Source organism: Kribbella sp. NPDC051718 (assembly GCF_040681515.1).
Lineage (GTDB): Bacteria > Actinomycetota > Actinomycetes > Propionibacteriales > Kribbellaceae > Kribbella.
The window spans coordinates 1-12714 of record NZ_JBFAYZ010000011.1 but is presented as its reverse complement, the minus strand read 5'-3'; the positions used below and the strand labels follow the sequence as shown (position 1 = coordinate 12714).

The 12714-nt window shown below is 67.5% G+C and carries 10 protein-coding genes; 4 read left to right on the top strand and 6 right to left on the bottom strand.

Annotated features, from left to right (window positions below):
- Position 1: 1 nt before the first annotated feature.
- Positions 2-1297, bottom strand: a complete 1296-nt coding sequence (locus tag AB0M15_RS33270) for a helix-turn-helix transcriptional regulator (RefSeq protein ID WP_363827225.1) — start codon at positions 1295-1297, stop codon at positions 2-4.
- Positions 1298-2093: 796 nt separating this feature from the next.
- On the opposite strand from AB0M15_RS33270, the gene AB0M15_RS33265 reads away from it, so the two are divergent.
- Entirely contained in the window at positions 2094-2879 is a 786-nt protein-coding gene (locus tag AB0M15_RS33265) for a helix-turn-helix transcriptional regulator (RefSeq protein ID WP_363827223.1), read from the top strand.
- 169 nt (positions 2880-3048) lie between these two features.
- Here AB0M15_RS33265 and AB0M15_RS33260 read toward each other — a convergent pair whose 3' ends face one another.
- Together AB0M15_RS33260 and AB0M15_RS33255 are read right to left on the bottom strand one after the other, a co-directional pair.
- Positions 3049-4386, bottom strand: a complete 1338-nt coding sequence (locus AB0M15_RS33260; protein WP_363828227.1) for a S8 family serine peptidase — start codon at positions 4384-4386, stop codon at positions 3049-3051.
- The gene (locus AB0M15_RS33255; protein ID WP_363827221.1) at positions 4383-5999 is read right to left on the bottom strand and encodes a S8 family serine peptidase; all 1617 of its coding nucleotides are present in this window, start codon (positions 5997-5999) and stop codon (positions 4383-4385) included. The genes AB0M15_RS33260 and AB0M15_RS33255 overlap by 4 nt, the downstream gene beginning before the upstream one ends.
- A 139-nt stretch (positions 6000-6138) precedes the next feature.
- On the opposite strand from AB0M15_RS33255, the gene AB0M15_RS33250 reads away from it, so the two are divergent.
- The 3 genes from AB0M15_RS33250 to AB0M15_RS33240 are packed head-to-tail and all read left to right on the top strand — an operon-like array spanning position 6139 to position 11109.
- On the top strand, positions 6139-7920 hold the full coding sequence (locus AB0M15_RS33250; RefSeq protein WP_363827214.1) for a glycoside hydrolase family 18 protein: 1782 nt from the start codon (positions 6139-6141) through the stop codon (positions 7918-7920).
- 55 nt (positions 7921-7975) lie between these two features.
- A complete protein-coding gene (locus tag AB0M15_RS33245; protein ID WP_363827211.1) occupies positions 7976-9637 on the top strand; it encodes an FAD-dependent oxidoreductase in 1662 nt (553 codons plus the stop codon).
- Positions 9637-11109, top strand: coding sequence for an ATP-binding protein (locus AB0M15_RS33240; RefSeq protein WP_363827208.1), 1473 nt, complete (start codon positions 9637-9639; stop codon positions 11107-11109). The genes AB0M15_RS33245 and AB0M15_RS33240 overlap by 1 nt, the downstream gene beginning before the upstream one ends.
- Here the strand turns inward: AB0M15_RS33240 and AB0M15_RS33235 are convergent.
- Genes AB0M15_RS33235 through AB0M15_RS33225 form a run of 3 tightly spaced genes read right to left on the bottom strand, consistent with a single transcriptional unit; the run spans position 11106 to position 12503 of the window.
- Complete coding sequence (locus AB0M15_RS33235; RefSeq protein ID WP_363827205.1) at positions 11106-11513, bottom strand: VOC family protein; 408 nt, start codon at positions 11511-11513, stop codon at positions 11106-11108. The two genes, AB0M15_RS33240 and AB0M15_RS33235, sit on opposite strands and share 4 nt — an antisense overlap.
- Before the next feature lie 44 nt (positions 11514-11557).
- Positions 11558-12325 carry a phosphotransferase gene (locus AB0M15_RS33230; RefSeq protein WP_363827202.1) on the bottom strand — a complete coding sequence of 256 codons (768 nt, stop codon included), beginning with the start codon at positions 12323-12325 and terminating at the stop codon, positions 11558-11560.
- A 25-nt stretch (positions 12326-12350) separates the two neighbouring features.
- Complete coding sequence (locus tag AB0M15_RS33225; protein WP_363827199.1) at positions 12351-12503, bottom strand: hypothetical protein; 153 nt, start codon at positions 12501-12503, stop codon at positions 12351-12353.
- Positions 12504-12714: the final 211 nt, after the last annotated feature.

The window sequence follows — 12714 nt, the reverse complement described above, 5'->3', positions numbered from 1 at the left end:
GCTACCCCTGCCGCCCACCGGAACTCGACCCGATGCCCACAGTGCGGCTGTCATACGGCCGACGCCTCAACAACTCCCGGTAGTCCCGCACTGCCACTCGCACGAGATCACTGCCCCGTACTGCGGTCAGCACGTGGCCGGCGGTGTCGTACAAGTGGTGGGTGTGCCACTGGTCGGGCAGCTCAACCAGGACTCGCATCGCCACCGCCAATCCGGCCGCGGTGTCGCCGTCCAGCACCAGGCACTGGGCGACCACCAACTCCAACTCGGCCCGCTCGGTGGTCCCGGCCGAACCCGCGCCCAATGCCTGGTCGAGAGCCAAATAGCCCCCGATCGTGTCCCCGAGCGCCGCGCACACCCGCCCCTCGACAGCACTGGCCTCGAAATCAACCCACCCGAACGGCCCGCCCACCGCCGAGCGGCCGGGTAGGTCGGCCGTCACTGCCTGGAGATCGCGCAGCGTCTGCCGTGCCGGGGCTGACTCACCCAGTGCGGCCAGCACGCGGGCGCGTGCAGCCAGAGCGCGGGCAACTTCGGCTGGCTGATCGGCCAACGTCAGCGCGTCATCGGCCAGCTCGAGAAGCCCAGGCAAGGAGCGGTGCTCGGCCAAGCCACTCGCCGCCTCCCAACTGCGGGCCATGCTGGCAATCCGCCGCTCGGGGCAGCCGTCCGCGGTCGCCCGAGCAGTACGCCACCATCGCTCGGCCGAGCGGAGCCTGCCCAGCTCAGCGAGTGTCAAAGCGATCAGCACAGCCAACTCGGCCGCCGGTCCAGCGAGCGCCGCCGAACCAGAGGCGGCCCCGGTCCGCAGCAACTGCAGATCCGCCGTGAGCTCAGGCAACCGCTCGGCCGATGGAGTCGTGGCGAACTCCTCCGCGTGGCCGGCCACCACCGCCCGCCACTCAGCCACCTCCCGCCCCGGCCCGAACGCCCCAGCCAACTCATGCCTGACCACCTCCAACAACTCCACCCCGCCAGACCCGGCCACCCCACCGGCCGCGGGCACCCCGGCCGCCGGCTCGGCGTCGGGGGTTGTCCAGGAGGCGGACTCGGGGGCGGGAGCACTGGCGGCGATCGGCCGGGATGAGGGGTAGGCACCTTCGTAGGCGGCCGACAAGGCTGGGGTGGTGCCTAGCTCGCGGTCGCACAGTGTGGCGAGGTGGGCTGAGCCGGGACGGCGGCCTCGCTCGACTTGGGACAGGTAGCTGTGGTCGTAGCCAACCCGGCTGGCAAGCTGCCGCAAGCTCAGGGCGGCTGCCTGGCGGGACTGCCTCAACTGCACGCCGAACTCAGCCACAGGATCCTCCTCCTGTCGAGTTGCCGGGCTAGCCGGCCCACTGGTCACGCTTGGTGGTTGCGGTGCGTAGCGCGAACCTACAAGGGCCTACCGACAGAACCGGCTGCGACGCTGTCCGAAGCCCAACCCTGTAAGGCGTTGCAGGCCCTTAGTCGGGCTGCTGGGTGTGGGCGGCGGCGGTGACTGTGGGCTGTTGGACAGCCCACAGCTCACACCTGGTGACCACACCCCCGCACCAACGAATCTTGGACCATGAGCACCGCGCAGCCAGAGCCAAGGCTCTTCCACCTGGTTCGCCCGTCCGGCGCCTCGCCGATGACGGGGGCTGTGGCCGGAGCATCAACTGGTACGCCGGCGCTGGTCACCGTCGCTGAGGGAGTCGAGTGGTCCGACGGCACGGTGACGCTGCGCTGGCGGGGGCGTTGGCCGGCGACGTCAGCCTGGGAGGGCGGAATCGCCGCCGTCCTCGCAGTCCACGGCCACCACGGGACCACCAAGCTCCGTTGGCTCCCGACTGCCAGTAGTACGAACTCACCATCCGGGACTACGCCCGTCCCCACCCCGCCACCAGGTGCCACACCCGACTCCGCTCCGGCGTCTGAGCCGAGCCTCACCGCGCTCAGTGGGTTGCGGTTGGCCGCGGCAGGGGTAGATGGGAGATGTGTCAGCTGTGGGGGTGTCTGGCCTTGTCTTGGTTGTGGGCCGTGACGAGACAACGCTGTCAACCGGGTGCAGGCCGGTCTAGTCTGTGGTTCATCGTTGGAGATGGAACGTTCGAAGAGGTCGCAGTTGGTAGATGAAGTCGAGGACCAGGGCGGGCCGTCCCCCGCGGCAGGCTATCCTCACCGACCCGCTGGACGAGCTGGATGCTCAGCTCAACCGGCTGCGCAGCGTTGCTGATGAGCTGCGCGGGTCGCGGGGGAAGCCCGTGCTGGCGGGCGACCAGGTCGAGCTGATCGAGGACGGGCCGACGCTGCTTCGCACCTATGAGCGGCTGCAGGAGGATGCGAAGCGCGAAGTACGGGTGCTGGATCGGCCGCCGTATGTGACTCCGCCGTCGTCCCAGCAGCAGTTGGAGCTGGATCGGCTGCAGGCGGGCGTGGGCTACCGGGCGATCTACGGGACCGAGGTGTTCGAGAGCCAGGACATCATGGGGGTGCTGCCCGAGCTGCAGTCGGCCGGTGAGGTCAGCCGCGTGCTCGCGCAGGTCCCGATGAAGATGGCGATCGCCGACGACGACACAGCACTCATCGGGCTGACCAAGCGGGCAGCGGGCGACTACCACCTGCTGATCCGCTCGTCCGGACTACTGGACGGCCTGATCGCCACCTGCGAGATGCTGTGGGCCTTAGCCATCCCCATGCCGGCCCTACCCTTCAACGGCGACATAGCCGGCCTACGCCCCGCCGACCGCGACATCCTTCTCCTCCTGGCCGGCGGAGCCACCGACGACAAGATCAGCCGCCACCTGCGTATTAGTCCCCGTACTACGCAACGCCGGGTCCGCGCGCTGATGGAATCCCTCGGCGCGCAGACCCGATTCCAGGCCGGCGTGCAAGCTGCACGCCGGCGCTGGATCTAGTGCGCCGTGCCGGGAGTTCCGTTGCGCTACCGGCGCCCAGGCACGCACCTCGCGGCAGCGGAGGAAAGGCCACGATGGAAAAACATCGAGGCCTTCCCTCCGCCACCACGAGGCACGCACCTGACCACCGCTATCGCTAACGCAACTCCCGGCACGGCGCACTAGGCGACTAGTTGACGGTTACTACTGTTCCTGCGCGGTTGGGGAACTCGACGAAGCCGGTCGAGCGCTGACCGGTCGGCAGGCCGGACCAGGAAGCCGTTACCTGGAAGGGCTTGCCTGCCGCGGGTGCTGTCGTCGGCGTGACCTTCAGCGAGCCACCACCGGTCACGATGTTTGTTTGCATCGTGTACTTCGTGGTGTCGGCGCCTGGTGGGTTGGAGAGTGTGATTGCTAGTACGCCCCACACACCCGGCGAAGGAGCGGCCACGGTTGCCGAGGCCTCGTTGGCGCCGGTGCCCTCGAAGGAGAGCAGCTGCATCTGACCGTTGACGACCTTGTAGAGGACCATCCAGATGCTGCCGGCCGGGTCGACCGTCTTGATGTTCCACTGGACTGCCTTGGTGGCTGCAGTCACGGTGACCGGGTAGTTCGGGAGGTCGGCGTCAGCGGCACCAGCGGGTACCTCACCCGGCACCTGCGGCGCAGAGGTGAACCCGTAGGCCCGGATCGGTACGCCGGCCTTGCCGACCGTCGCGTCGAAGGAGACTGAGCCGGAGGCACCCGAGCCAGTGACGTTGGTCGGAGCGATGACCGAGGTCGGGACGACCACGATCGGGCTGCGTACCGACGTACCGGCGCCTTGCCAGGTGAGCCAGCCGCTGGTCGTCTCGTGCGACGGAGCGGTGTCCTGGGTGAGCTTGACGGTGAAGGACTTCGTCTGGCCGGTCTGCAAGTTCAGGATCGACGGCGTGACGACCGCCTTCATGCCAGGCACGGACACGGTGGCCCGGTAGAGCCCACCGGTCACCGCAGTCACCCGACGCGTGATGGTCTGCGTGCCGACCAGTTCCCCGACAGCGATCGACGGAGCGTTGTAGTTGCTCGGATCGATCGCCGGTACGCCGGTACCGGTGTCAACACCGTTCCCCTCGAGGTACCCGAGCCAGTCAGCGTCGCCCGAGTCATACACGAGCCCAGGGTCGAGCATGCGCGACGGCTGGACCTCACCAGCGCCCCGAGCGAACGGGTCGTTGTCGACGGCGCCAGTAGCGGTCTTCACGTCACTAGTGGTCGTCATGAGAGCCGACTTGACCATCATCGGCGTCCAGTCGGGGTGCTTGCCCAGGTAGAGGGCGGCCAGGCCGGCAATGTGCGGCGCGGCCATCGAAGTACCGGAGTAGAAGGCGTAGCTGTGTCCGGCGTTGCTGGGCGGGGCTACTGCGGCCAGGACGTTCACACCGGGGGCAGCGAGGTCCGGCTTGAGCAGGTCGCCGTGGCTCGACAGTGACGGCCCACGCGACGAGAAATCGGCCATCTGCGGGTACGGCGTGACGGTGGAGGTCAGGTTGCCAGCACCAGTTGCGCCGTGGCGCCCGCAGTACCGGCGTAGGCCTTCACTGACAGGGATCCGGGGGTGTTGAGGTGCACGGTCGGTACTGAGTGAGAGTCGGCCACCATGTCCTGGCCGGTGAGGTTGAGCAGGACCATGCCGACGCCACCGGCTCGCTTGACCTCAGCCGACTTGTCGACTCGCGCACCGACGCCCCGGTCGCACACCACGATCTTCCCGGCCACCTGCGCCGAGTCGAGCGTGTTGGGCAGACACTGCGATCCGTCGTACTCCGTAGCGCTGGTCACCCGGGCAGCAGCCCCGGTGACGAGTGCCTTGGCGCCTACCGTGGAAGCGATCGACGTGCTCAGCCCGGCGTACTTCACGCCGTTGCCAAGAACCACTGTCCCCTCGTACGGCGCCACTGTGCTCGCGCCGACCGTAGTGACCCACGGCGAGGTGTTGTCGAGTGAGGACGGCTCCGGGCCCGAGTTGCCGCCAGCGGCCGAGACGAAGATCCCCGCGGACGCAGCAGACAGGAAGGCGAGCTGCACTGGGTCCGTGTGCGCGGACTCGAAGATGGAGCCCACGGAGTAGTTGATGACGTCGACGCCATCAGCGACAGCCTGGTCGATGGCGGCCAGGATGTCGGACGTGTAGCCGCCGGAGCCGACTCCGTCCTTCCCGGTCCACAACGCCTTGTAGACGGCGACCTTGGCGGCCGGGGCGACACCGGAGATCGTGCCGAAGTTGATGCCGCTCTCGGAGACGTCCACACCCGCACGGCCGGCCGCAGTGGTCGCAGTGTGCGTGCCATGGCCTTCACCGTCGCGCGGGGAGGCGTAGTCGGCCCGGGCCTCGGGTGGGGTGGCGCCGAGCCACGCGTCGCCGAAGTACTTGGCACTGATGAGCTTGGTGTTGCACAGGTCGGCAGTGAAGTCCTCACCTGCCTGGCAGGAGCCAGTGAAGTCGTTGCCGTCCGCCTTGTGCATGACGATGCTGTCGCCGACCCGGTAGGGGGTGGTGTCCGACGGCTTGGTCCCGAGCTTGGGGCCAGACAGAGAGGCGCTCTCCGGCCAGATGCCCGTGTCGACGACACCGACCACTACGCCCTTACCTGCTTCGGCGTTGCCACCCAGCGCCTTCCAGACCCCGGTGTTTCCGGAGAGCTTGAGGAAGTCAGTGGGCTTCTTGTCGTCCAGCGCCTGGTGTAGCTGGTCCGGGGTCACCGCGACCACACCGGGGGTCTTGCTCAGCGCGGAAACCTGCTGGCTGGTCAGTGAGGCAGCGAAGGCGTTGACAGCGGTCGAGTAGTGCCGGGTCGCCTTGGCGCCAACTGCGGCGGCGACCGTGTTCTGGCGGCTCCCGAGCCAGTTGCTGTAGCGCTTCGAGTCCGGGGCCGTGGTGTCGACCTTCTTACCCTTGGCCGGCTTGGTGGCCTTGAGTCCGGCTACACCGCCCTGGTAGGTCGCAAGGGGCTTGTCCGCCAGCGTGACGACGTACCGACCGGGGGCGAAGTGGGGGAGCTGCAGGGCGCCGGCCAGGTTGTCCGGCTGGGGCGAGCCGGCTGGCGGCTCGGTGAGCGCCGCGTTCCCCGCGGTTGCGGTGAAAGCGGCGGTGGTGAGCACAGCGGCCGCGATTCCGCTGGCGAAAAACTGCCACCCCCGGCGGATTTCCCACAGCGGCGGCTTTCCGACACCGCGATGCCTTGACGGTGAGTTTTGAAGGCTCTCTACTTAATGCACTCTCACCGCTGGAGGTCCGCCCATGCGTTCACGGCTCTCTGCCGCTGTCGTCGGTTTCCTGCTCGTTGTCGCCGGCCTGGTCGGCGTCGCCCAGACCGCGCAGGCGGCGAACCTGCTGACCAACCCCGGCTTCGAGGCGGGCTCGTTGAGCGGCTGGACCTGCTCCGGCGGCTCGGTGATCACCAGCCCGACGCACAGCGGGGGCTTCGCGCTCAACGGAGCGGTGTCCGGGTCGGACTTCGCCCAGTGCAGCCAGACGGTCGCGGTGCAGCCCAATACGGCGTACACGTTGTCTGCTTGGGTGCGCGGCTCATACGTCTACCTGGGGGTGACAGGCGGCGCCTCCACTTGGACGCCCTCCGCGAGCGGCTACACGCAACTGACGGTCGCCTTCACGAGTGGGGCGAGTCAGACGTCGGCGCAGATCTACCTGCACGGGTGGTACGGCCAACCGGCGTACCAGGCCGATGACGTGAACCTCGATGGCCCTGGCGGCACCCCACCGACCGGCGGCGCTCCCGGAGTACCGGGGACTCCTTCTGTGACCGGTACTACTAGCAGCGCGATCTCCCTGAACTGGGGCGCTTCGACGGGGACAGTGACTGGCTACCGCGTCTACGAGGGCTCCAACGTGGTCAAGACGGTCACCGGCACCTCCACCAGCGTCGACGGACTAGCGGCCTGCACTAGCCACAGCTACACAGTCGCGGCGTACAACAGCAACGGTGAGTCCGCCAAGAGCGCAGCAGCCTCCGGTACCACCTCAGGCTGCACCAGTACCGGCCTCCCGAAGCACGCGCTGATCGGCTACCTCCACGCAAGCTTCGCCAACGGCTCCGGCTACGTCCGGATGGCCGACATCCCGTCGCAGTGGAACATCATCAACCTGTCCTTCGGCGAACCGACCTCTGTCACGTCAGGCGACATCCGCTTCAACCGCTGCCCGGCCAGCGAGTGCGCGAACGTGGAGAGCGACGCCGACTTCCTTGCGGCCATCAAGGCCAAGCAGGCCCAGGGTAAGAAGGTGCTGCTCTCGATCGGCGGCCAGAACGGTCAGGTGCAGCTCACCACCGCGGCAGCCCGCGATGCCTTCGTCAACTCGGTCAGCGCGATCATCGACCGCTGGGGCCTCGACGGGCTCGACGTCGACTTCGAGGGCCACTCGCTCTACCTCAACCCCGGCGACACCGATTTCCGCAACCCGACGACGCCGGTGGTCGTCAATCTGATCAGCGCGCTCAAGACGCTCAAGGCGAAGTACGGGACGAGGTTCGTCCTGACGATGGCGCCCGAGACGTTCTTCGTGCAGATCAGCTACCAGTTCTACGGCGACGGTGGCAACGGTGGTGACAACCGGCGCGGCTCGTACCTGCCGGTGATCCACGCGCTGCGCGACTCGCTCACCGTGCTGCACGTCCAGGACTACAACTCCGGGCCCGTGATGGGGCTCGACAACCAGTACCACACGATGGGCGGCGCCGATTTCCACATCGCGATGACCGACATGATCAAGGCCGGCTTCCCGGTCGGCACCACCGGCCAGACCTTCCCCGGGCTCCGCGAGGACCAGATCGCCTTCGGGCTCCCGGCGGCCACCAGCGCAGGGAACGGCTACACCGCCCCGGCAGCCGTTCATACCGCGCTCGACTGCCTGGTGAAGGGCCAGAACTGCGGTGGATACAGCCTTCGCGGCGGTTCTTCGCCGTCGTTCCGCGGTTTGATGACGTGGTCGATCAACTGGGACAAGTACTACAACTGGGAGTTCCAGAACAGCCACGCCCCGTACCTCGCCGCCCTGCCGTAATAAGCCTGTGGATGAACGGCGCCCGGAATTCGCCGGGCGCTTGTATAAAAGAGGCATGCCAACGTCAACAACCCGCCCGGTGATCCTGACCGTGGACGACGACCCGGGGGTCTCCCGGTCGATCGCCCGCGACCTGCGCCGCCGGTACGCCGAGGAGAACCGGATCGTCCGGGCCGAGTCCCCGGACCAAGCTCTTGAGGCGCTCAAGGAGCTCAAGCTGCGGGGCGAGCCCGTCGCCCTGCTGCTCGCGGACTACCGGATGCCCGGGATGTCCGGCATCGACTTCCTCGAAGCGGCGATGGACCTGTTCCCGCTCGCCCGCCGAGTCCTGCTGACCGCGTACGCCGACACCGACGCCGCCATCCAGGCGATCAACGTGGTCGACCTCGACCACTACCTGCTGAAGCCGTGGAACCCGCCGGAGGAGAAGCTCTACCCGGTGGTCGACTCGATGCTCGACCTGTGGAAGTCCACCCCGGACGTGCCCTCCGACGAGACCCGGGTGATCGGCCACCGCTGGTCAGCCCCGTCCTTCGTTGCCCGCGACTTCCTCGCCCGCAACGCCGTGCCGTACCGCTGGATGGGCGTCGACGACGAGGAGAGCCAACGGCTGCTCGCGGCCGCCGAGATCGACGGTACGACGCTGCCGGTCATCATCACCCCGGACGGCACGGTCCTGGTCGCGCCGTCCGAGGCCGACCTGGCCGACAAGGTCGGCCTGTCGACCCACCCGGCCGAGGAGTTCTACGACCTCGTGGTGGTCGGTGGCGGGCCGGCGGGCCTCGGTGCCGCCGTGTATGGCGCTAGTGAGGGCCTGAGGACAGTACTGGTCGAGCAAGTGGCGACTGGTGGCCAAGCGGGTCAATCGAGCCGCATCGAGAACTATCTGGGCTTCCCTGACGGGGTGTCCGGGGCACAGCTGACCGATCGGGCCCGGCGGCAGGCGATCCGCTTCGGCGCCGAGCTGCTGACTGCCCGCGAGGTGGTCAAGCTCGAGACGAACGGGTCTGCCCGGCGGCTGGAGTTCTCCGACGGCAGCGAGATCGCCGCACACTCGGTGATCCTGGCGACCGGCGTCTCGTACCGGACGCTGCAAGCGCCCGGCGTCGACGACCTCAGCGGCCGCGGGATCTACTACGGATCCGCGACGACCGAGGGGCCGGCCTGCGCCGGCCAGGAGGTCTACATCATCGGCGGGGCGAACTCCGCCGGTCAGGCCGCGGTCTATTTCTCCCGGCATGCGAAACGCGTGCATATGCTGGTAAGAGGTCCCTCACTCGAGGCGACCATGTCGTCGTACCTGATCGATCAGATCGGCGGCATCGACAACATCGAGGTGCACACCTGTACGCAGGTGGTGTCCTGCAAGGGTTCTGATCACTTGGAGTGCGTGACGCTCACCAACAGCACCACCGGGGAGAGCTGGGAGGTGGACACGGAGTGGATGTTCGTGTTCATCGGCGCGGCGCCCCGGACCGACTGGCTGCCGGGTGACCTGTTGCGCGACGAGAGAGGGTTCGTACTGACCGGACCGGACCTGCGCGGGCGACCACCGGGCTGGGCCCTGGACCGGGATCCGTACCACCTGGAGACGAGCATGCCGGGCGTCTTCGCGGCGGGCGACGTCCGGGCGGAGTCGGTCAAGCGGGTCGCCTCGGCAGTCGGTGACGGCGCGATGGCCGTGACCTTGGTGCACCGATACCTGGAGATGCTCTGATGACCGTGTCCGAGGCTGTGACAGAGACCGAAGAACCGCGCCGGATCACCCGGGACGAGCTGCGCACGCTGTTCCTGTTCGAGTCGCTGACCGACGAGCAGCTCGACTGGCTGGTCCGGGCCGGCCATGTCGAGGCGGTCGAGGAGGGTCGCGTCTTCGCCGAGGGCGACGAGGCGACCTGCTGCTACGTGCTGATGACTGGCGGCCTGCGGATGTGCAAGCTGCTCCAGGGCGAAGAGGTCGAGATCAACCGCTCGACCCAGCGCGGCGTGTATGCCGGTGCGTTCAACGCCTTCTTCGGCGCCGACGACCGCAAGGGCTACACCGCGTCGATGTACGTGCTGGAGCCGTCGGAGTTCTTCGTCGTCGACGCGGCCGCGATGGCCGAGATGATGAACACCTGGTTCCCGATGGCGGTGCACCTGATCGAGGGCTTCGTGATGGGCATGCAGCGCACCAACGAGACGATGGGGCAGCGCGAGCGGTTGCTTGCCCTGGGCTCCTTGTCGGCCGGCCTCACCCACGAGCTGAACAACCCTGCCGCTGCGGCGGTTCGGGCCGCGGCGACGTTGCGCCAGCGGGTCGCCGGGATGCGGTCCAAGCTCGCGATGCTTGCCGACGGCACCCTTGACTCGACCAAGCTGCACAAGATCGTCGCGATCCAGGAGGACGCCGTCGAGCGGGTGGCGAAGGCGCGCGAGCTGTCGCCGATGGAGTTGTCCGACGCCGAGGACTCGCTGTCGGACTGGCTCGATGACCACGACGTACGGAACAGCTGGGATGTCGCGCCGGTGCTGGCCGCGGTCGGGCTGGATGTGCCTTGGATGGAGGAGGTGCTGACGGCGGTCGGCCCGGAGTACCTGGAAGGTGCCGTTCGCTGGCTGATGTACACGATCGACACCGAGTCGCTGATGAACGAGATCGACGACTCGGTGACCCGGATCTCGACGCTGGTCGGTGCGGCCAAGCAGTACTCGCAGATCGACCGGGCGCCGTACCAGATCGTCGACCTGCGTGAGCTGCTGAAGTCGACGATGGTGATGATGTCGGGCAAGTTCGAGGGACTCACCGTGGTGAAGGATCTCGACCCGGAGCTGCCGCCGATTCCGGCGTACGCGGCCGAGCTGAACCAGGTCTGGACCAATATCATCGACAACGCCGTCTCCGCGATGAACGGGTCCGGCACGCTGACGATCCGGACCAAGCGCGACGGCGCCTACGCCGTGGTGATGATCGGCGACACCGGCCCGGGCATCCCGGCCGACATCAAGAACCGCATCTTCGAACCGTTCTTCACCACCAAGCCGATCGGCGAGGGCACCGGCCTCGGCCTCGACATCTCCTGGCGGATCGTGGTCAAGAAGCACCACGGCGACCTGCGGGTCGACTCCAAGCCCGGCGAGACGTGGTTCAAGATCGTCCTCCCGCTCAATCCCGAGGCAGAGATCCAGGCGCAGGGCGACCTGACCTAGACCTTGGCGACCATGATGCAGAAGGGGTGACCCGCCGGGTCCGCGAGGACGTACAGCGGCTCACCCTCCTCCTCGGTGCGATCGAGCAACACGGTCGCACCGAGATCCTCTGCTCTTTGCTTGTGGCGCTGCAGGTCATCGAGCGTCGGCACAGCGAAGTCCAGGTGCAGTTGCATCGGTACGTCGTCCGCCGGCCAGGTCGAGCGGGGAAGCGCGTCGACCTGCTGGAACGCCAGCTTCCGCTTGCCGTTGGTGTCGACAAGCACCAGCCAGTCGTCGTCCTCCGACGGACGCTCGTCACCCGGCCTGTACTGCAACCCAAGCAACTGCCGATAGAACTCCGCCAACGCGCGAACATCGGTCGTGTCGAGCGCGGTATGCATCAACTCCGGATACCCAGCCACACAGCCCTTTATACGCTCCACCCCGGACAAGTCGGCAGAGCGCGCTAAGCGCCGCCCAGCATGAGCGCTGCGCCGTCCAGCCGCCTTCCCCAAGCGATCGCCTCAGCGCTTCCGACCGGGTGGTCATTGAGGCTGAGCAGTCCCTGGACGAGCGCCGACGGCAGTACGGCGTACAGGCCTTCGTCATCCCCGTACGCCGAGATCGTGGCCGGCCAGTCGGTGGGTTCGACCGACGAGAGCAGGAACCAGGCAAGGTCTACCGCTCCCGGTGCTGCCGTCACGTCTTCCCAGTCGAGCAAGGCGATCTCGCCCGTCGGACTCGTCCGGAGATTCTGCGCGGACAGGTCACCGTGTACCAACGTCAGCTCGCCCGCGGTCGCGATCTGACGCTCGGCCGCCACCACGTTGCCGACAAGTTCTCGCCCGAGCTTCCGCGCCTGCTCGGAAAGCTCCGGCCGGTCAGCAAGCAGGGGCCAAGCCTCGTCGTACAGGCGCTCGATCAGTCCCGCTTCCTCAGCAACCGCCCTCAGCCACGGCCACCGCTCGCTCACTTTGCCGCGCCAGCGCGTATGCAACTCCCGCATGAGCTCGCCGACCGCGGCAGGCGCGGCACCAGGGGTCCACTCGGACAGATCCTCGAGCTCGAGGAGCGTGCCGTCCGGCCCGTCCTCGGCGCGATAACAGGCCGGCACGCGGATCCCGATCACCGGCGCGATCTCCCGGTAGAACCGCACCTCCGCCTGAAACATCCCCAACGCTGCCGCCACCGATCCAGCCGCCGCGATACCCCGACGCTTCACGAAGACTCCCATGGGCCGATCCTCGCGGACTCGCGGGCTAGCCGTCACCTTGTTTCCGGGTGAAGGCGAGCAGGTCGTCGTAGGTCTGGCCGGTGGGGCGGTAGAACTCGTTGTCCTGCTGGCCGAGAGCCTCGCCGACCAGTCCCGAGATGGTGAGCGCGGCCGCCGATCCCCAGCCTTGCATCTTCATATCTATGGTGGCGGGAGTAGACATTGGGATGTGGCGTGTGTAGAGTTCCTCGTGTTGACAGAGAAGAACAGCGAAGCTGACGTGGACAGCTAACGATCTGTCCAAAGTTGTTCAGAAGGTACGACGGCGGACTCCGCCGGGCCGATCAGTGAAGGGGCCCGGGTTTCACGCCAAGGTCAGAGCCTGTGGAGCCAGTGGTTGGAAAGGGTTC